Below are 21,409 nucleotides of genomic sequence, written 5' to 3'. Positions count from 1 at the left end.
GAATAAGGTAGGAATGAAACAGTGTATAAATTTATAGCAAATGTTGTTAAAGTGATATTAAAATTAACGGGTTCAAAGGCGCGTGTATATGAGGAGCAAAACTTACCGAAAGAAGGTGGGTTTATTATTGCATGTACACACACAGGCTATGTTGATATTTTAAACCTTGGAGTGTCAATGGCTCCTCGAGAAATTCACTTTATGGCTAAAAAGCAATTGTTTGATAAAAAAGGCATTGGTTGGCTTATAGAGCGTTTAAATGCCTTTCCCGTTGACCGTGACAATCCAGGACCAAGTGTTATTAAAATCCCTTCACAGTTATTGAAAGAGGGTAAAATCGTAGGTATTTTCCCATCTGGTACACGAAATGCTGAGGGTTCGGATTTAAAGCAAGGTGCGATTACAATTGCACAGCTATCTAAAGCTCAAATTGTACCAGCCGCTTACATTGGTGCTCGTAATGCTGGGGATGTTTTTAGGCGTGGAAAAGGTTATCTAATTTATGGAGAGCCGTTTTATGTAACTGGAAAAGGTAAAGAGGGACGCGAGGAATTTACTCATCGTCTTGAACATGAATTAGTAGCGTTAACTAAAGAGTTAGAGAAGCGTATTGCGGCAGAAAAGAGATAAAGTGAAACATATTTAAAGAAGGACTCCCTGTGAAGATACAAGCCTTCACAACCTTTTGAAGTGGGGTAGCTTCCTACCGGTTATATGCTGGACAACTTAGAAGGCACTCAGAATCATTGATTTTGAGTGCTTTATCTTCATTTAGCAAATGTTTTCTGCGCGAAAGCGACAGCCACAGTTACGCGAGTGCGAAATTGATTGGGGAGGATATAAAAATGATTCGAGTACTTTTTGTATGTTTGGGGAATATATGCCGATCACCAATGGCCGAAGCGGTCATGCGTGATTTAGTAGAAAAAGAGCATTTAAGTCATAAAGTCGAAGTAGATTCGGCTGCAACAAGCTCTTGGCATATTGGTGAACCTCCTCACAGAGGAACACAAGAAAAGCTAAAAGAGTATGGCATCTCAACGAAAGGGATGCAGGGCCGACAAGTACAAAAGGCTGATTTTGAAAATTTTAATTACATTATTGGCATGGATGAAAGCAATATACGTAACATCCGAACGATGCTTGGTAATCCTGATTCTCCAAAGATTTTCCGCTTTTTAGATTTAACCGACCATCAAAAAGACGTGCCGGATCCATACTATACAGGAGATTTTCAAGAAACCTATGATTTAGCCTTAGAAGGCTGTCATGCACTTTTAGAAAAAATCAAAGTAGAAAACCAATTATAAAGTGGATCTAAGTGAAAAAAATTTTACAATTAATGTTTAATAAAGTCACCTTAAACATTGGGATATCTAGCTTTGCAAACATATTTTGTGTTATTATTTGCAGAGTAAAGATACATTAAGTATTGAATTACCATTTACAGATGTGCCAGTGTGCATCTATTATTTTGATAAACTTATAATTTGAAAGAGAGTGGAAACTATGGGTCGTAAGTGGAACAATATTAAAGAAAAGAAAGCGTCTAAAGACCAAAGCACAAGCCGTATCAATGCAAAATTTGGACGTGAAATTTATGTAGCAGCTAAATCAGGTGAGCCAGATCCTGAATCAAACCGTGCCCTTAAAGTTGTTCTTGAACGAGCAAAAACATACAGTGTTCCTAAACATATTATTGAAAAAGCAATTGATAAAGCGAAGGGTGGCGGCGATGAAAACTTCGACGAATTACGTTATGAAGGTTTCGGACCAGCTGGTACTATGTTAATCGTTGATGCTTTAACGAATAATGTTAACCGTACTGCTTCTGATGTACGTGCTGCATTTGGTAAAAATAATGGGAATATGGGTGTCAGTGGATCTGTTGCCTACATGTTTGATTCAACAGCAGTAGTCGGTTTAGAAGGTAAATCTGCAGACGAAGTTCTTGAAATTTTAATGGAAGCAGATATTGATGCTCGTGATATTCTAGAAGAAGATGAGGCTGTCATTATTTATGCAGAGCCAGACCAATTCTTTGCTACACAAGAAGCTTTAAAAGCAGCTGGTGTTCAAGAGTTTACAGTAGCAGAGCTTTCAATGATTCCACAAACAGAAGTAGCATTAACTGGTGACGACGTTGCGAAATTTGAAAAATTAATTGATGCATTAGAAGATTTAGAGGATGTCCAAAACGTTTACCATAATGCTGATTTAGGCGAATAATATAAACAATAAAACCAGTAGCTAAAGCTACTGGTTTTCAACTTCTTTCAGAGGGTGTCCAAAGGCGCTTCGCTTTCGCGCAAAAAACATCTACAGGCCTAAGTACAAAGCCGATTTCAGACGTAATTAGGTCGAGGCATAATTGATTTAGGGAGGAAAACGGTGCAAGCTTTATTAGCGATTGCTATATTTTTAGTAACTTTATTTTTTGTAATAGTGCAGCCACGAAAAATATCGATCGGCTGGTCTGCTTGTATTGGTGCTGCAATTGCATTGACGCTCGGGGTTGTTACTTGGCAAGATGTTGTTGAGGTAACAAGGATTGTTTGGAATGCAACGTTATCGTTTATAGGGATTATTTTTATTTCACTTATTTTAGACGAAATAGGATTCTTTGAATGGGCTGCCCTCCATATGGCACGCATCGCAAGGGGGAATGGTATCCGCTTATTCATTTATCTTTCCTGTCTAGGTGCTGTTGTTTCAGCGTTATTTGCAAATGATGGTGCAGCTCTAATACTAACACCAATCGTTCTAGCGATGATCCGTAAGTTAAATTTAACCGAAAAAATGGTCTTTCCATTTATTATTGCAAGTGGCTTTATAGCAGATACAACATCATTACCGTTAGTCATTAGTAATTTAACAAATATTGTGTCGGCAGACTATTTCGGTATTGGATTTATGGAATATTTCTTACATATGCTGATACCGAACTTAGTTTCTTTACTGGCAAGCATTGCTGTACTTTATATAGTCTTTCGTCGTTCGATTCCAAAAGAATATTCACTTGAGGCAGTTGATAATCCAAAGCTGGCAATTCGTGATACGAGATTATTTTTATTATCATGGTATGTAATAGGGATATTATTAGTTGGTTTCTTGACGAGTGAGTTTTTCAAAATTCCAGTGTCATTTATTTTATGTGGTGTAGCAGCTATCTTTTTCTTGCTTGCGCGACGTAGTCATATAGTAGATACAAAGAGAGTTGTGAAAGGGGCACCGTGGAATATTGTGTTCTTTTCTATCGGTATGTATGTGGTTGTTTACGGCTTGAAAAATGTAGGGATGACAGGATTGTTAGCAAATTTATTAGAGCACGCGATACAGCAAGGGTTGATGGTATCGACAATAACGATGGGGTTTGTAGCAGCGATTTTGTCAGCTATTATGAATAACCTACCAACTGTCATGATTGATGCATTAGCTATTGCTGAAACTAGTGCAACTGGCGTTATTAAAGATGGGCTTATTTATGCAAACGTCATTGGAACTAATTTAGGTCCTAAAATGACACCGATTGGCTCACTCGCAACATTGTTATGGCTCCATATATTGGCGCAAAAGGGGATAAAAATTGGCTGGGTTCAGTATTTAAAGATAGGTATTATTTTAACAATCCCAACTCTTTCAGCTACTTTAATAGCTTTAGTGGCTTGGATAATCATCCTATCATAGGTAAATACGATAAAATCAAAAAACTATTTTTCTATCAGGCATATCTCTATAGAAAGATAGTTTTTTCTATGTTTCCAGCTCATCGGTTGGCCTCAGGAAAGTGCCCAGCCTACTCATCAGCGTTCTGATGAAAAAGCATATCTGGGTAAAAGGGCGAATAATTCAAACATAAATTACGTTTTACCCATTGTGAAAAAATTCAAATCATAACATAATATAGATTAATAGTCATGGTGACAAAGAGGAAAGGGGGGCTAAAGCATGAAGTTTTTACAGTCGATACAGGGGAAACTAATTATTATTTCATTAGCACTATTAATTATCCCTAGCTTAGTTATAGGTTTAGCTAGCTATAATAAAGCCAAAAAAGGTATGGATGATATTGGTGAACAAGTTATTAAAAATAGTGTTGAATCTTCTTTGCAATTAATTGAGCTTGCGAATGAGAGTGTTAAGAGGGGCGACATTCCTTTAGAAGTTGCACAGGAGCAAGTGCGTGAGGCACTTCTAGGGTCAAAGGATAATGAAGGGAAGAGGCCAAGTAAATATCCTGGAGACTTAGGGGAGTATGGTTATATATATGCTTTAGATGAAAAAGGGACATTTCTAGCCCATCCGACTCGAGAAGGGGAAAACCTATGGGACGGTAAAGATAGTAGCGGCAATTACTTTATTCAGGAAGTAACCGAAAGAGCACTTGCTGGTGGGGGATTTACACAATATGAGTTTCAGCTACCGGGTCAAGATGTATTAGCTGATAAAATAATTTATTCTGCAAAGGATCCTAATTGGGGCTGGATCATTGCATCGGGTACATATATGCAAGACTTTAATAAAGAGGCTAATTCATTATTACTCGTTATTGGTATTACATTATTAGGTGCCATCATTATAGGTACGGCTGTTGTCATATTGGTTTCAAGACATTTAGCTTTACCGGTGCGAAAGTTATCTAAACGTGTACGTGAGGTAGCCAAGGGGAATTTAACCGTGGAAATTGAAAACCTACAACGTTCAGATGAGATTGGTCAATTAAATGAAGGATTTAATGAAATGGTTGATCAACTGAAAACATTAATTACAGATGTAGAGGAAGCTATTGTAGAAATTCAATCGACATCGTCAAATTTAACATCTGTGGCAGAGGAAACAAACGCTTATGGAGATGAAATAGTAAAAGCGATAAATGAGGTCTCGGACGGTGCGGTAAAGCAGGCTTCAGATGCTGAGGATACGAATAGAACTGCCATTGATTTTGCCCAGCAGATTGAGGTTTTGCATGACAAAAATGAAGTAATGCTTGATGCATCTCAACATATGAAGCGATCAAATCAAGAGGGGCTCTTAAATTTAAATAGTTTAAAAGAGAGGTCACACGAGTCTTCGGAATTGATTAATAATGTTTATGCAGTATTTAATAGCTTAATTGTGAAAGTAAGAGAAATTGAAGGCATTGTCGGTACCATTACTGAGATTTCTGATCAGACGAATCTACTTGCATTGAATGCATCAATAGAGGCGGCTAGAGCTGGTGAGCATGGCAAGGGCTTTGCGGTAGTTGCTGAGGAGGTACGTAAGCTAGCGGACCAAACATCTGTAGCAACTGAGCTAGTGCGCACAACTTTAAAGGGAATCGAAAGTGAAACTAATTTAGTGAACGATGAGATGAAGAAAACAAATGTCATTGTTCATAAGCAAAATGATTCGGTTGCTATCACAGAGTCGTCCTTTAAGGAAATTGAATTGGCCGTAGAGAAAATTATTTCTGTCATTGGAGAAATGACTGCGGGAGTAGAATATTTGAATGGCTCAAAGGATAATATTATGCAATCCATCGAAAGTATTGCAATGATTAGTGAGAAAAATGCTGCTGCATCTGAGGAAGTAACAGCATCTGTTGATGAACAACAGCGTGCCATTCAGCTTGTTAGTGAATCTTCCAGTGACTTAACAGATGAAATAACGGCGTTACAGGAATCTATTAAGCGCTTTATATTAAGATAATTAATCAGGATGTTTGTACAGTAATTCTAGTACAAGCATCCTTTTTCTTTGTTTAAACGTTAGTAAAAGGTAAGGGAGGGGATAAATGTGAGAAAATGGGTAATTAGATTAGGGGTTGTACTGCTTGTTATTTGTATAGCTGTTTATATTTGGCTCGGTGAGGAGATGAAACAAGGTTTCCAGCCGGCTGCAAATGGAACAGCTACATACATGATTGTCCTGGGAGCAAAGGTAAAAACGGGTGGAATCCCATCGCTTTCATTGAAAAATAGATTAGAAGAGGCTGTAAAGTATTTAAACAAATATCCTCATGTAAAAGTAATTGTTTCAGGTGGGCAAGGGGCGGATGAAGATAGGACAGAGGCTTCAGTAATGTTTAAATATTTCCAGGACAAGGGTATAGATACTAACAGAATATTAGTAGAAGACCAATCAACTTCAACTTATGAGAATTTACTATTTTCTAAAGAACTGTTGCCTAAAGGAACTAAGAAAATCACGATTCTCTCTAATGATTTTCATTTAAAGCGTGCAAAGTATTTAGCTGAGTCTTTAGGTTTTGAAGTAGATGTTGTTGCGGCAAAAACGCCAAAATCAGTGGAAATAAAGTTAAATTTACGTGAAAGGGCAGCATTATTAAAAACCTATATAATTGGCTATTAATTTGTTTATTAATAGTATAGATTTGGCATATAATAGAAATATCACGGGGTAAATGACAGAAAGAGGGGACTTCTATGAAAATGTTTAAAGACTATGAATACAGCCGTCCAAATGTCGAGGCTATGAAAGAGCAACAATTATCCTTAATTGGTGAATTTAAAAATGCTCAAACGATGGACGAGCAAAGTGAAATAATTGAGAAATTAAATGGATTGAGCAATGACTACGCTACAATGGCAAACCTAGTGTACATTCGTGCTTCGATTGATACAAATGATGAATTTTATCATGCAGAACGCGATTATTTTGATGAGGTTGGACCAGAGTTGGAAGAGGTAACAACAGAATATTATAAAGCGCTAATCGTTTCACCATTCCGTGAGCAGTTAGAAGAAAAATGGGGTCAGCAATTATTTGATTTAGCAACCTATCAAATTAAAGGCTTTGCACCAGTAGTCATTGATCTAATGCAAAAGGAGAACAAACTCGTATCAGAATACAATAAACTTGTTGCCTCTGCACAAATTGACTTTAATGGTGAAACATTAACGCTTGCTCAGCTTGGACCATATGCAGAGTCTACTGATCGTGTAGTGCGTAAGGCGGCAACGGATGCACGCTTTGGCTTTTTTGCGGATCATGAAGAGGAATTTGATCGACTTTATGATGAGCTTGTTAAGGTGCGCCATGAAATCGCTGTTAAATTAGGCTATAAAAACTATGTCGAGCTAGGTTATATTCGAATGAATCGCATTGATTACAATGCAGATATGGTAAAGAAGTTCCGCGATCAAGTTCGTGATTTAATCGTACCTATTGCCACAAAATTATATGAACGTCAGGCAAAGCGTATTGGTATTTCTGATTTTAAGTTCTATGATGAAGCATTCAACTTTGTATCAGGAAATGCTACACCAAAAGGCGATCCTGAATGGATTGTAGCGAACGGTAAAAAAATGTATGAAGAGTTATCACCAGAGACTGGTGAATTTTTCAACTTTATGATTGACCATGAATTAATGGACTTAGTGGCGAAGAAAGGAAAAGAGAGTGGCGGTTATTGTACATTTATCGAAAACTATCACTCACCATTTATCTTCTCGAACTTTAATGGTACTTCAGGCGATATCGATGTGTTAACACATGAAGCTGGACATGCTTTCCAAGTCTATTCAAGTCGTAACATCGGAATCCCAGAATATTTATGGCCAACATATGAATCTTGTGAAATTCATTCGATGAGTATGGAATTTTTCACATGGCCATGGATGGAGCTATTCTTTAAGGAAGACACAGAAAAGTATAAGTTCACACACTTAAGTAGTAGCTTATTATTCCTTCCTTACGGTGTTGCAGTTGATGAGTTCCAGCATGTGATTTATGAAAATCCGAATATGACACCAGCTGAACGTAAAGCTGCGTGGAAAAAAATTGAGGAGACCTATTTACCACATCGTGACTATGATCATAACAGCTATCTAGAAGCAGGCGGTATATGGCAACGTCAAGGACATATTTATTCAAGTCCGTTCTATTACATTGATTACACGTTAGCGCAAATTTGTGCATTCCAATTCTGGAAACGTTCACGTGATGAATTTGAAGCTGCTTGGAGGGACTATGTTCATTTATGTGGTTTAGGTGGCTCTATGTCCTTTACGAAGCTTGTGAAAGAAGCAGGCTTAATTTCACCATTTGAGGACGGCTGTGTTGAATCGGTTATTGGTGATATTGAAGATTACTTAAATTCAGTAGAAGATATAAAATTATAAACTGTTACATTATAGAGCATTAGTGAAAATTTGCGACACTCCTGTTGAAGGCAAGCCATGCGAGCCACCTCAGATGCTTTAGCATTTGAGGGGTTCGCTAAAATAGCCTGTTGGAGGGTTGCGAATTTTTTAGTTTCAAAAACTCTTTTGTTTTGACAATAAATAATAGAATACTTGCGAAATGGTTAATATATAAGTAGTATTTTCAGTAACTGTGATAAAGGAAGTGAAGAAAGTGACGAGGAAAGTTTGGTTTCAAGTAGGGGTAGGTATTTTACTTGCTCTACTAGTCATTAAATATTTTATAGAGATTCAATGGATTTTTTCGCCGATAGTAATTATTTTAAAGGCTATTTTTATACCTTTGTTACTTGGCGGTGTTTTGTATTATGTTACGGAGCCGATTCAAAGATTTTTAGAGAAGCGTAAATTTCCAAGATGGGCAAGTATATTAACGATAGTCATTGGACTAATAGCGCTTGTTGGTGGCTTTGGTTGGATCGTTGGTAATCCGATTGCCGTACAGGTTAATAATTTAGTGAAAAATGTACCACAGATTAGTGCTAGTATTCAAGATGCAGCTGATTATGTGTTTAAAAACAAGGATAACTTCCCACCCCAGTTAAAAAACTTTATCGACAATATGGCGAATTCTGTGCAGGATATTGCCGTTGTGGCAAGTAAGGGGTTAGTATCGTTTTTACAATCAGTTGTATCTGCCTCTTTATTAGCTATTTTAATTCCATTCTTCTTTATTTTTATGTTGAAGGATCATGAAAAGTTTGCACCATCGATTTATAAATATTTTAGTGGTGAACGTCGTGAATGGGTGAAGAAAACGTTAAGTGAAATTGATGGTGTTTTACGTAGCTATATTCAAGGACAGCTGCAAATTAGTTTTTTACTAGCAGCTATTATGTATGTCGGGTATTTAATTATAGGTCTAGAGTATTCGTTGCTTCTTGTTATATTTGCTTTCTTTATGAATATGATTCCGTTTATTGGACCATGGATCGCCTTTACACCTGCACTGATTGTGGCTGTTATGCAGGATCCAGTGTTAGTCATATGGGTGTCTGTTGTCACGCTCGTGGCGCAGCAAATTGATAGTAACTTTATCACGCCTAATGTAATGGGGAAATCGCTCGATATCCACCCGTTAACAGTTATTACAGTTATTTTAGCAGCAGGTAATATTGCAGGCTTCATTGGGATTATTATTGCTGTACCATTTTATGCAGTATTAAAAGTGATTGCATCCAATATTTATGATGAACGTAACGTGATTAAGAAAAAGGCTACGAAGTCGGTATAGGAGTCGGAAAAAATGGAACAAGAAATTGTAAAAGTTTTTAATGAGCAACATGAACAGATTGGGATAGCAACGAGAGCTGAGGTACATGAAAAAGGACTATGGCATGAAACATTCCACTGTTGGCTTGTCAATGAGGACTATATCTATTTCCAAATCCGTAGTTCACAAAAAAAGGACTACCCGGGCTTGCTTGATATTACAGCGGCAGGGCATCTATTAGCTGAAGAGACAGTAGAATCAGGAGTTCGTGAAGTGAAGGAAGAGCTAGGACTCGATGTCGACGTACATGAAGTTGTTAAAATGGGCATGACATCTTGTAGCATCGTTTCGGAAAACATGATAGACAATGAATTTTGTCATGTTTATATATATCCATTCAAACATGATTGGGAATCATTTGAACTGCAGTATGAGGAAGTGTCAGGAGTCGTAAGAGCAAAGCTCGATGAAGCAGAAGCATTCTTTTTAGGAGAAACAGCTACTCTGAATATAGAAGGCTATGAATATTTCCCTGATGGTCAACGAGTGAAAATTGTGCGCCCAGTAAGTACAGCACAATTTGTCCCTTACCGTGAACTATACGTTGCCCATGTTATTCAGTTTGTAAAAGATAAAATGTTATGAATTGTGAAGGATGGATAAATTCTTCCATAAAATTCAAACATAATTGTAAAAGGTAAAATCCGCTTCGCTTTTCAGTGGGATAAGGTATGTGCCAAATCGGTACATTCTTGCTTTTTCCACAGAAAGTTTAAGCGGTTTTTTGCTTTTATAGGAAAAATGATAGGCTCTGATTTTTTGTTTCATCATCAATTTTGTTAAAGAGTATGCCATGTATAGAAGTTGATTGGGTAGAGGTAGGAAGCCCCCTAGGAAAGCCGCCCAGTTGGAACGGAAATCAACCACACATTATGGATGAGAAGGCACAATTTTAGAACTGCTTATTTTACTTCAATATAACAGGAAGAATAAGTTATACTAAAAGAGATATTAAATAGAAAAGGAGCATTTTTATATGCTAACATTTGAACAAAAGCAAGCCATCATCGACTCATTTCCTGAACTTACGAAGAAGGAAATTTCATTAAAACGCTTAAATTATCACTTTATGGATAGCCTTTACGAAAAGACTATTGTTGTGGAAAAGCTGCATCCAAATGGCAACGGCTTTGTCTTTGTTGGTGATCTATTGCGCTACGAGAAAGAAGCAAACGATAAAGGTTTAGTCAATATCCGTGACTACGATGAACAACAACTTCGTGAAATTATTGAAGATGCCATTCAATATTTATCGGAAGAAGAAGAGCAAGAGCCGATTGAAGAGGTTTGGCAAAGTCGTGAAGGTATTCAATTAAAGGTAGCCTTTGAGCAACGTTCTTGGAATGTTTATCATGGTGAAAATTTAGAGGAAGCCTTTGGTACACAAGAAGCTGCAAAAGAATATTTACTAGAAGAAGGTTTTCGTAAAAAGAAATAAGTAATTCGGGGGATAAGAACGAATGAATGGGAAAAAAATAGTGGGAATTGTTATTGTTGTTGTTATAGCTGTTTGTTTATTTTCTGTATTTACGATTACGAAATTTTATAAAGACCATGAGGAACAGCCAAATCGTGAAAATCGAGAAATTAATAAGTCAAAGAGCTTGAATTTAATTTTGCCACAGGCTACAATTATCTCGAATTCAAGATAATCGAGAGGTGGACTGTAAATGCAGCACGTTTTTCATAAAGGAACAGATGAAACAAAACCGATTTTATTACTGTTACATGGTACAGGTGGAAATGAACAAAGCTTAATAGGCCTTGCAAAGGAAATTGATGATACAGCAAGCATTTTAAGTGTCCGTGGAAATGTCCTTGAAAATGGTATGCCACGCTTTTTCCGTCGTTTAGCGGAAGGTGTTTTTGATAGAGAGGATTTAATTTTCCGTACGAAGGAATTAAATGACTTTTTATTAGAAGCAGCACAGCAGTATGGATTTGACCGTAATCGAGTGGTTGCTATCGGCTACTCTAATGGCGCCAATATTGCTGCTAGCCTATTATTCCATTATGAGGATGCTCTGGCAGGTGCAATACTGCATCATCCAATGGTGCCTAGACGTGATATTGAATTGCCTACACTTTCTTCAATCCCTGTCTTTATCGGTGCTGGAACGAATGATCCAATGTGTACGGCTCAGGAATCTGAGGATTTAGAGGCACTTTTATCGTCGGCTGGGGCAGATGTGACAACTGGATGGTTTAATTATGGTCATCAGCTAACGATGCCTGAGGTAGAAGCCGCAAAAGAATGGTACGACTGTCTTTATTCAAAATAAAAAATCCGCAACCTTTGAGTGAGGGAGAGCTCACGGAAGGTTGCGGATTGTTTTTATTTTTGCTTCTTCGCGAAGGGTAGCCACCAATTCCAGTCCCCAAAGAGCTTCATAAGACTTGGAACGAGCATGAGACGAATAATAGTTGCATCGATAGCGACGGCAATAGCTATACCAACCCCAATTTGCTTCACAGGCATTACATCTGTAAATGCGAACGCCCCTGTTATCACTATCATAATAAGCGCTGCTGACGTAATGATACGACTTGTAGAGGTTAGACCGTCAATCGTAGCACGTGTATTATCTGCCCCTTTTAAATATTCCTCTTGAATACGTGATATTAAAAAGACTTCATAATCCATACTTAAGCCGAATACAAGACAAAATACAATTACCGGAATAATAAGGACAATCGTACCGGCTTCAATCCCCAAATGTCCATATTGGAAAATGTAGACGAGAATACCGAAGGCTGAAGAAAGTCCAATAATATTCATAATAATCGCTTTCAGTGGGATTAAAATAGAGCGGAAAGCGAGCATTAAAATAAAGAACGTTGAAACGATAATAATGGATACAGCCAAGAAAATTTTACTAGAGATTTCATCGAAAATTTCTTGATTGAATTTCGCATGACCTCCAAGAGCAAAATTGACACCTAAATCTTTATCTTGCCATGTTCGAGCGAATTGTTGGGCGGTAGTTGATGAACCTGCTGCATCCAATGTAATGGGGATAAAGAGTTGCTTATCTTTAGAAAATGTATTTAGTATTGGTTTTAATTGTTCTGCCGCTTGAGGAATTTTCAAAGAGGCCGTCAGTTCCTCAGGGGACTTAATGTTAGCTGTCGTATAAATGGTTGATACATGACTCACTAAAGGGTCATCAAGTAATTGTTCTTGAATATTGAAAATAAGCTCTCTTGCCTCAAAATCTTCCCAGCCTTCCTTACGTTCTGCTAGCAAATATAAAGTTGAGGTATCGCCAAGTCCGAACGTTTTATCTAACTGATCATAAGCTGCACGTGCATCATATTTTGTTGGTAATGAATCCACTTGGGGAATTGTAAGTTTAATATCCTTCAACGGAATCATACCAATACCTAGTAATAATAATGCCACAATTACGATGGTCACTGGATGTTTCATGACAAAGCCAGCAAAGTCACGCCAACGATTCGCTCCACCAGGCTTTACACGTAATAAGCGCCATTTATTTAGGTTATCTCCTATTAGCATCATTGTAGCAGGGAGCAAGGTTAAGCCAGAAAGTACTGCAAGAAATACAACGATTGTGCCTCCTAAAGCGATATTGTGAAAAATTTCGACGTCAATGACAATCATGGCACCTAAGCCGATCATGACACAAACAGCAGAAAAAATGATAGAACGGCCAGCTGTCTCTATCGCTGTTTGAATAGCCTGTACAATGGATGTATGGGCACGTTCTTCGCGATATCGATTAATAAACAACAAGGCAAAATCTATGCTTAATGCAAGTCCAAGCATTGGTACTATATTTAACACAAAAATTGATAAATTGATAGGACCACTAAACAAAGTCAAAATTCCAAACGCAGTTACAACAGTGACAATGCCGATAATGATAGGTAAGATTGAGGCTACGACAGTACCGAAAGCAAGTAATAGCACTATGATAGCGATTGGTAAGCCTATAGCTTCCGCTGATGTTAAATCCTTTTGACTTGCTGTATTGATGTCTGCTGAAATAACAGGCCCGCCTGTAATGCTCACACCGTCATCCTCTATTAATGAACGGATGTCTTTCACAACATCAGGTAGATGATCCACATTATTTTTCATATGAACCATGGCATAAGCTATACCATTCTTTTGTAAAGAAGCATCATCAAGTGGTGACTGGATGGAATGAATCTCCTTAACGTTCTCTAATTTTTTTAATGTATCTTGAATTTTCTTATCGTCAGCTGGATTGAAGACGACCAAAATTGTATCGGAAGGCAAATCAAATGTTTTTGCAAGCTCATTTGTTACGTAAGTATGATCGCCTTTAACAAAAAAACCATCTCCATGAAGCTTATTTGGAAGCTGTACGGCAAACATAGCCATGGTAATAAAAATGACGAACCATAAGGCTACAATAGCTTTAGCGTGGGCTGTTATAAAAGCTGAAAAAGTTTTCATTGTAGGTACTATCCTCCTTTTAGAATAGTGTAAAGGATGTGTCACATTTTGTCGTGTGACAATGTAAAGACTCCTGTCCAACAAGGAACAGGAGTCTTAGTATGCGATCAAATTCAATTATGCCTTGGCGTAATTCCGTGACATCCGCCGTAGGATTTGGGCCAACGTGATGTTGATCACTCAGTCGTCGCCACAGGACGTGGCGTTCTTAGACTGAATTCTTCTGTTTCAGCGGATGTCTTTTGTACCGAAAGCGTAGCGACAGGTACAGATGTTTGGACACCACTGATAAGTAACTTAAATCCGCATTCATCCGACCATCTATCGAGGTGGGATGAAGAAGTTAAAAGAATAACGATAACAATAAGTAAATAATAGCTGCCATAACTGCAGAAATTGGCATTGTAATAACCCAAGTAGTGACGATTTTACGCGCCATCCCCCAGTTCACTCCACGTACACGTTGTGCAGAGCCAACACCCATGATAGAGGAAGAAATAACGTGTGTTGTAGATACTGGCAGGTGAATTAATGTAGCACCGAAGATTACTGATGCAGATGCTAAATCTGCTGCAACTCCGTTTACAGGACGGATTTTCATAATTTTACCGCCGACCGTTTTAATAATTTTATAGCCGCCGATAGAAGTACCAAGCCCCATTGCAGTTGCCGCTGCAGCTCGTATCCAGAACGGAATTTCATCTCCTGAATGCAAACCCCCAGCGATTAATGCCATCGTCATAATCCCCATTGCCTTTTGTGCATCGTTAGTACCATGTGTAAAAGATTGAATTGCGGCAGTGAAAATTTGCATTGTACGGAAACCTTTATTCGTACGATATAAATTTAAGTTTTTAAACCATAATTTAAACAGTGTCATCATAATAAAGCCGGCGCAAATCGCAAGAATTGGTGATAGCACTAAGGCCATAATGATTTTAGTAAAACCGCCATAGTTTAGAACGCTGAAGCCAGCAGAAGCAACTGCTGCACCAGCAATGGACCCAATTAGAGTATGTGAAGAACTCGATGGAATACCGAAATACCATGTTAGTAAGTTCCAGATAATAGCGGAGATTAGTGCTGCTAAAATAACGATTGAGCCGGTCGTGTCTCCCTCAAATGCATTTAAAGAGAAAGGATCTACAATGTCTTTTGTTAAAGCCTTTGCAACACCGACAAAGGTAATAGCTCCGATAAAGTTCATCGTCGCAGCCATCATGATAGCTACACGAGGTTTCAATGCTCTAGTGGAAACTGAGGTTGCGATAGCATTTGCTGTATCATGGAAGCCATTGATAAAGTCAAATGTTAGGGCAAAGATAACGACCAGTACAGTTAGTATAATGATTGTGTTCATTGTAAGTGCCCTCTCCTAATTACGCGTTACGCATGATAATTGTTTCCATAGTATTTGCAACGTTTTGGCAATGATCAGCGATGTCTTCAAGTTGTTCATATATATCTTTATATTTAATAAGTCGAATTGGATCTTTTTCATTTAAAAATAGTTGTTTAATAGACGAACGTTGCACCTCATCACATTCACGTTCATAGTCCTTAATAAGAATTGCGTGTGGGCGCATGCCAATAAGATTCTTTTTCTTTAACTCTTCTGTTGCTTTTACAATTTCATCAGCACTTTTTGAAATATAGCCTAAGAAAGTACGCATTGATTCATCAACCTCAGTTAGAGAGAACATCTCAAAATGAGCGATACAATGCTCCGTACCATCTAATACGTCGTCCATACGAATGGCGAATTCTAGAATGTCTTCGCGTTCGATAGGTGTCATAAATGATTTATTTAGCATCACGATTAGTTCATGAATGAGCTTATCACCAGCTGTTTCGTAATTTTTCATAGTAATGCTAATCTCTTTTAGGTCAGCCACACTGTTAATACGAAAATCATTTGCGTAATGTACGGCCTCTCTCATATTCTCAGCAATTTTATGCAAAGCTATAAAGAAAGGGTCTTGTTTTTTTGAGTTAAGCATGTAAATCGAATCCTCCTGGATATAAATAAATTGGCCTCTAAACTTTACTATCATAACAAAATCTTTAAATTATCTACATAAAATTCTTCAATTCTACAGAAAACTTTACAATTTTGTAATATACAATTTGTTCACAAAATAATAAAGGTATTGCTGTATTTGTTTTTATTAATACAGAAAAATGCCTTAAAGGTAGGTTTTATAAAGAAATTTCCCTCTGTTTAATACAAAAAGATACTATTTGGACATAAAGTTTTGGAAAATTTCCGAATGAATTGTAAAGCGAATGTAAAGAAAATGTTTTGCTTGTCGTTTTCCATTTTCTTAAGAATATCTTCATTTTTATCCTTCAACTTTATTAAGAATTATATTCTACAATGGAGAAGTAAAGGCTCATAACCTAAAATTTAGGATGGCTTTTGTAGGGAAGCAACCAGCAGGAACGTAAATCAACCCTACGTTATGAGTCAGAAGAAGGTGAAAGGGGAGTATAGTTAAAAATGATTCAAGTCGAGAACTTACAACATACATTTTTAATTGGAAAGAAAGGTAAGGAAAAACAGGTTCCGGTATTAAAGGGTGTCAATTTTGAGGTAAAAAAAGGAGAGATTGTCGCAATCGTTGGGAAAAGTGGCTCTGGGAAATCAACCTTATTACAAATATTAGCTGGATATATGAAATCTGAACAAGGATCTATTAAGGTAAACGGAATGGAAACAGCTCATCTCACTGAAGCAGAAAGTGCTGCTTTTCGCTTGCAACAGTTCGGATTTATCTTTCAAAACTTTCAACTGATGCCAGGCTTAACGGCATTTGAAAACATTGAGCTACCTTTGAAGTTACAGGGTATCAAGGGAGCTATGCGTATAGAAAAGGTGAAAAAATTAATGGACAAGGTTGGGTTAACAGAGGTAGCAGACCATTACCCAAATGAATTATCCGGTGGTCAGCAACAGCGTGTAAGTATTGCAAGAGCCTTAATTACAAATCCTCCTATTTTGTTGGCGGATGAGCCGACAGGAAGTCTTGATTCGGAAACAGAGCAAGATATATTGCTGCTCATTCAAAGTCTAAACCGTGAGCTTGGCTTAACATTTGTCATCATTACTCACGACGAGGAAGTAGCGACGATAGCACATCGACGTTTCCGCATGTACGATGGGGAACTTGTAAAGGAGGAAGCATAATATGTTATTTAAAGATCAATTAGATTTTGTTAAACAGCATATAAAGAAAAATAAATTACGTGTGTTTATGACCGTGCTAGCGGCAACAATGGGCTGTGCATTTTTGATTGTCCTCGCATCAGTTGGGTTTGGGCTGCAGGATTCATTACGTAATGAAATATTATCGGATGAAAAAGTGACGAAAATTCAAGTGCATGGGAATGATCAAATTACAAAGGAACAAATTAATGAAATAAAAAGTATAGATCATGTGAAAACAGTACTCGAAACGATTACTGTCAATGCATCCGCACATTCATTTTTTGAGGATCGTGATACACAATCTGATTTATACGTTGCAAATATGCATGATTTTGAGCAAGTAAATGGCAAGCTTGCAGAAGGAAAGTATCCAACAAAGCCAAACGAAATCGTTGTAGGCTACCATTTTGCTCAAACATTAGTCAATGATGCTGAGCGCAAAATTATTGAAGAAAAGAGTAAAAAAGCTGAATTAGAAGGCACGTTTTATAATGGTAGTGAGGAAGGTTATAAGGACTCATTAATTGGTAAAGAGATCGAATTATTATTAACGCCACATACTGATGGGGCAAAAGAGACAGAGAAAATGAAATATACGATTGTCGGTGTTATGAAGAAGCCTTCCTATGACTGGATGATCAACAACTCAGTTTATATGGATACAGAGCAAAAGCCGATGTTAGCTACAAAGTTAGTAGCAACAGGTAATGTTAAAGAGGATGACATGTTTTATTCCGAGTTTAATATTTTTGCTGACAGCATGGAAAATGTAAAGCCGATATTAGACAAACTAAAAGACAAAGGTTATAGCGTTTATTCAATTACTGAGCAATTGGATCAAATGAATGTATTTTTCCTAGTTTTAAAAATCGGTTTAATATTTGTAGGAACAATTGCTGTATTGATTGCCTCGATTGGTATTTTTAATACAATGACTATGGCGGTTACAGAGCGTACTCGTGAAATCGGTGTTTTAAAGGCGATCGGAGCAAGTCCAAAGCTTATTCAACGATTGTTCTTAATGGAAAGTACTTTCATCGGTATTATTGGGACTTTGATGGCTGTAGCTATTTCATATGTTATTAGCTTTGTAGCAAATGCTGCATTACCTTTAATTCTAGAAGCAGCAACAGGGGAAGATGCATTTAGTAAAAATGACATTACATTTTCACTTATTCCTTGGCAGCTCGTTCTTATTGCATCAGCGATTAGTATTGGTGTAGCGATGGTATCAGGCTATCGTCCAGCACGTAAGGCCACGAAAATTGACGTTATTCAAGCATTACGACAAGAACTATAATAGAAATGGCGGTCCAGAAGTTATTGGACCGCCCTTTTCATTTGCTTAAGTGAATTCAGAAATACCCGCGCTTCACTCACAAATAACGCGGCATTTTATAGGTAAGCTTGTAATTCATTCGCTAAAAACGGCTTGGCATTTAGCAGCTTCAAAAACGCATCATAGCTAGCGCGCTGTTCAGAGCTTGGCTTTTTACCTGTATGATAGGCTCGTATTAAAATGTTTTTCGGTGTATTTTCCATATCTATGAACTCTAGCAATTGTGCCTCATAGCCAACGAGTGATAAGATTTCTGCTCGGACTGAGTCTGTTGCGAGCGCTGCAAAACGTTCGCGTACGAGACCGTGTTGAAGCATAATATCCAGTGCTGGTGTGTTAAGCTGACGATTTAGCTCATGCTGGCAGCAAGGGACACTTAAAATAACGCTTGCTCCCCATTTCACAGCACGGGCTAATGCCATATCAGTGGCAACATCACAAGCGTGTAGAGTCACCACCATGTCCACAGCAGACTCCTCATTATAATCATTAATATCTCCTACTAGAAATTCAAGCTGCTCATAGCCTAAATCCTGTGCAATTCGTGAGCATTCTTCAATAACTTCCTTCTTTAAATCCAAACCAGTGACACGAATGTCTAAGCCCTTTTCGATTTTTAAGTAATGGTATAGGGCGAATGTTAAATAGGATTTGCCTGAACCAAAATCTAAAATACGAACCTGACGATCCTTTGGCAAATAGGTTAATGCATCATCAATAAATTCGATGAAGCGGTTGATTTGTTTAAACTTATCGTATTTTTGTTTCTTTATTTTTCCTTCTTCTGTTTGCACACCAAGACGAATTAAAAACGGGTATGGCTTATCCTCTGCCAGTAAATAGTTTTTCTTCCGATTATGCGCTAAATTAACTTGCTTTGGCGTTGAGGACTTATCAGATTTCCATAGTACTTTGTTCTTTTTTGATAGCTGTACTTGTATATTTTCATCAATAAAATCAATATGCGCTTGACGGTAATCGATAAAAAATGCTTCTAGTTTCTCAGGAAAATTTTCTAATAGAACATTTTCGTGTTTTAAAATACGTTCAAATTGATATTCAACTTGTATATGGTAAGTATCCTTCAGTAATAAAGGTTTTAGCTTTATACGCTTTACTTCGTTTGATTTCATACGAGGTTGACTGATCGTAGCAGTAACGAGTTGCTGCTGTATAATCCGCTCCATAAGCTGAGTTTTCATTTCTTCAAATGTCATACATTTCGCCTTCTTTATCGTGTTATAGATGGCACTAGTTTAACACATTTTATGAATTGCTTTGCTATTATAAATTTTAGAAGTCGCACTTTGAATAATTATAGGTTATCTTGTATATTTGTGGTATTTTAAATATAGGGAATTTTTAATAAAAAGACTCAAGGGGAAATAAGGGGGAAAAGTATGTCTGAAAACATGTATCAATTACTTGCGATTATTATTTATATGATCGCCATGCTAGGAATCGGTTGGTATGCATTTAGGAAAACATCAAATTTAACGGATTATATGCTTGGGGGGCGTTCGCTTGGCCCTGCTGTTACAGCGCTGAGCGCAGGTGCAGCAGATATGTCTGGCTGGCTATTAATGGGTCTACCGGGCGCGATCTATTTAGCCGGACTTTCCAAGGCTTGGATTGCCATCGGCTTAACAATTGGCGCCTATTTGAATTGGCTATTGGTAGCACCGAGGCTACGTGTATATACACAAGTTGCTAATGACTCAATTACTATTCCGAGTTATTTAGATAATCGTTTACGTGACAACACTAAGCTAATAAGAATTGCGTCAGGTATCATTATTTTAATCTTCTTTACATTTTATGTTTCTTCAGGAATGGTTGCAGGGGGTAAGTTTTTTGATAGCTCATTTGGCTATGAATACCATACTGGCTTATTAATTGTATCTGCTGTAGTTGTAGCATACACATTATTTGGAGGGTTTTTAGCGGTTAGTTATACAGACTTTTTACAGGGTCTCATTATGTTTATAGCACTTATTTCTGTACCGTTATTTGGATTGTTTTTAACAGGTGGAATTGGAGACACGATAGCATCTATAAAAGCTGTAAATCCTGATCATCTGAACTTATTATCTTCAAATGCAACTGCTGCAGTAATTATTTCATCACTTGCATGGGGACTTGGTTATTTTGGACAACCACATATTATCGTACGCTTTATGGCGATAAGCTCAGTAAAAGAAACAACGCAGGCTCGTCGTATCGGTATTGGCTGGATGATGTTAAGTTTATTCGGAGCGATTGCAACAGCTTTAGTAGGTGTGGCTTATTATGAACAAAATGCAGGTGAATTAAAGGACGCTGAGACAGTATTTATTGTACTTGGCCAAATTTTATTCCATCCATTTATTGCAGGTATAATGCTAGCTGCCATTTTAGCCGCAGTAATGAGTACCATTTCATCGCAATTAATTGTTACTTCGTCAGCGCTTGTTGAAGACATTTACAAAGCTTTATTTAATAAAACGGCTGATGATAAGCATTATGTCTTTGTTGGTCGTGTCGCTGTTTTAGTTGTAGCTATCGTCGCAGGGATTTTAGCATGGAATCCAGATAGTTCTATTTTAGACTTAGTGGGCTTTGCTTGGGCTGGCTTCGGTGCAGCGTTCGGTCCTGTAATATTGCTGTCGCTGTATTGGAGAAAATTAACGAATTACGGAGCGCTAAGTGGGATGGTAGCTGGTGCTGCAACTGCCTTTGTTTGGGGGAAAATAAAGTTCTTAGCTGATACATTATATGAGATTGTTCCAGGCTTCTTTGTATGCTTAATCGTTGCGGTTATTGTTAGTGTTTTGACATATAGACCGAATAAAGATATTGAAGACGAATTCAATCGCACGGAAGTATTACTAAAAGAAGAACGTAAGTAAAAATGAAATGCGCCTTTTGCATAAAGGCGCATTTTTTACGATATATA

The 21,409-nt window shown here is 37.5% G+C and carries 19 protein-coding genes; 15 read left to right on the top strand and 4 right to left on the bottom strand.

The features are described from left to right. The first annotated feature begins 21 nt into the window (after window positions 1–21). From C7Y47_RS09560 to C7Y47_RS09505, 12 genes are all read left to right on the top strand, one after another. Complete coding sequence (locus C7Y47_RS09560; protein WP_142508571.1) at window positions 22–630, top strand: lysophospholipid acyltransferase family protein; 609 nt, start codon at window positions 22–24, stop codon at window positions 628–630. Window positions 631–845: 215 nt separating this feature from the next. Further along, entirely contained in the window at window positions 846–1,310 is a 465-nt protein-coding gene (locus C7Y47_RS09555; protein ID WP_142508570.1) for a low molecular weight protein-tyrosine-phosphatase, read from the top strand. A 199-nt stretch (window positions 1,311–1,509) separates the two neighbouring features. Continuing rightward, entirely contained in the window at window positions 1,510–2,229 is a 720-nt protein-coding gene (locus C7Y47_RS09550; protein ID WP_142508569.1) for a YebC/PmpR family DNA-binding transcriptional regulator, read from the top strand. A gap of 162 nt (window positions 2,230–2,391) precedes the next feature. Continuing rightward, a complete protein-coding gene (locus C7Y47_RS09545) occupies window positions 2,392–3,687 on the top strand; it encodes an arsenic transporter (protein ID WP_142508568.1) in 1,296 nt (431 codons plus the stop codon). Between the two features lie 261 nt (window positions 3,688–3,948). Further along, a complete protein-coding gene (locus C7Y47_RS09540; protein ID WP_142508567.1) occupies window positions 3,949–5,691 on the top strand; it encodes a methyl-accepting chemotaxis protein in 1,743 nt (580 codons plus the stop codon). Window positions 5,692–5,778: 87 nt separating this feature from the next. After that, entirely contained in the window at window positions 5,779–6,354 is a 576-nt protein-coding gene (locus C7Y47_RS09535) for a YdcF family protein (RefSeq protein ID WP_255505110.1), read from the top strand. A 74-nt stretch (window positions 6,355–6,428) separates the two neighbouring features. After that, on the top strand, window positions 6,429–8,126 hold the full coding sequence (locus tag C7Y47_RS09530) for a M3 family oligoendopeptidase (RefSeq protein WP_142508566.1): 1,698 nt from the start codon (window positions 6,429–6,431) through the stop codon (window positions 8,124–8,126). A 235-nt stretch (window positions 8,127–8,361) separates the two neighbouring features. After that, on the top strand, window positions 8,362–9,441 hold the full coding sequence (locus C7Y47_RS09525) for an AI-2E family transporter (protein WP_142508565.1): 1,080 nt from the start codon (window positions 8,362–8,364) through the stop codon (window positions 9,439–9,441). 12 nt (window positions 9,442–9,453) lie between these two features. Further along, entirely contained in the window at window positions 9,454–10,065 is a 612-nt protein-coding gene (locus C7Y47_RS09520; RefSeq protein WP_142508564.1) for an NUDIX hydrolase, read from the top strand. 391 nt (window positions 10,066–10,456) lie between these two features. Continuing rightward, on the top strand, window positions 10,457–10,918 hold the full coding sequence (locus C7Y47_RS09515) for a hypothetical protein (protein ID WP_142508563.1): 462 nt from the start codon (window positions 10,457–10,459) through the stop codon (window positions 10,916–10,918). A 22-nt stretch (window positions 10,919–10,940) separates the two neighbouring features. After that, window positions 10,941–11,132: a hypothetical protein gene (locus C7Y47_RS09510; protein ID WP_142508562.1), complete on the top strand. Its 192-nt coding sequence runs from the start codon at window positions 10,941–10,943 to the stop codon at window positions 11,130–11,132. An 18-nt stretch (window positions 11,133–11,150) separates the two neighbouring features. Next, the gene (locus tag C7Y47_RS09505) at window positions 11,151–11,762 is read left to right on the top strand and encodes an alpha/beta hydrolase (protein WP_142508561.1); all 612 of its coding nucleotides are present in this window, start codon (window positions 11,151–11,153) and stop codon (window positions 11,760–11,762) included. 53 nt (window positions 11,763–11,815) lie between these two features. Here the strand turns inward: C7Y47_RS09505 and C7Y47_RS09500 are convergent, their stop codons facing one another. The 3 genes from C7Y47_RS09500 to C7Y47_RS09490 form a co-directional block, all read right to left on the bottom strand. Next, on the bottom strand, window positions 11,816–13,927 hold the full coding sequence (locus tag C7Y47_RS09500; RefSeq protein ID WP_142508560.1) for an MMPL family transporter: 2,112 nt from the start codon (window positions 13,925–13,927) through the stop codon (window positions 11,816–11,818). A 343-nt stretch (window positions 13,928–14,270) separates the two neighbouring features. Further along, window positions 14,271–15,287, bottom strand: coding sequence for an inorganic phosphate transporter (locus C7Y47_RS09495; RefSeq protein ID WP_142508559.1), 1,017 nt, complete (start codon window positions 15,285–15,287; stop codon window positions 14,271–14,273). A 19-nt stretch (window positions 15,288–15,306) separates the two neighbouring features. After that, window positions 15,307–15,927 (bottom strand): DUF47 domain-containing protein, encoded by a 621-nt coding sequence (locus C7Y47_RS09490; protein WP_079562474.1) that lies wholly within the window; start codon window positions 15,925–15,927, stop codon window positions 15,307–15,309. 500 nt (window positions 15,928–16,427) lie between these two features. On the opposite strand from C7Y47_RS09490, the gene C7Y47_RS09485 reads away from it, so the two are divergent. Both C7Y47_RS09485 and C7Y47_RS09480 read left to right on the top strand, forming a co-directional pair. After that, on the top strand, window positions 16,428–17,114 hold the full coding sequence (locus C7Y47_RS09485; RefSeq protein ID WP_142508558.1) for an ABC transporter ATP-binding protein: 687 nt from the start codon (window positions 16,428–16,430) through the stop codon (window positions 17,112–17,114). A 1-nt stretch (window position 17,115) separates the two neighbouring features. Continuing rightward, window positions 17,116–18,435 carry an ABC transporter permease gene (locus tag C7Y47_RS09480; RefSeq protein ID WP_142508557.1) on the top strand — a complete coding sequence of 440 codons (1,320 nt, stop codon included), beginning with the start codon at window positions 17,116–17,118 and terminating at the stop codon, window positions 18,433–18,435. A 95-nt stretch (window positions 18,436–18,530) separates the two neighbouring features. Here C7Y47_RS09480 and C7Y47_RS09475 read toward each other — a convergent pair whose 3' ends face one another. Then, complete coding sequence (locus C7Y47_RS09475) at window positions 18,531–19,691, bottom strand: class I SAM-dependent methyltransferase (RefSeq protein WP_142508556.1); 1,161 nt, start codon at window positions 19,689–19,691, stop codon at window positions 18,531–18,533. Between the two features lie 183 nt (window positions 19,692–19,874). Here C7Y47_RS09475 and putP point away from each other — a divergent pair, with 183 nt between their 5' ends. Beyond that, complete coding sequence (putP, locus tag C7Y47_RS09470; RefSeq protein ID WP_142508555.1) at window positions 19,875–21,362, top strand: sodium/proline symporter PutP; 1,488 nt, start codon at window positions 19,875–19,877, stop codon at window positions 21,360–21,362. The last annotated feature ends 47 nt before the right edge of the window (window positions 21,363–21,409 follow it).

It is taken from the genome of Lysinibacillus sphaericus (genome assembly GCF_006864135.1).
Classification (GTDB): domain Bacteria; phylum Bacillota; class Bacilli; order Bacillales_A; family Planococcaceae; genus Lysinibacillus.
Note: the sequence above shows the minus strand (reverse complement) of the source record. Positions and strands in the feature narration are given on the sequence as shown.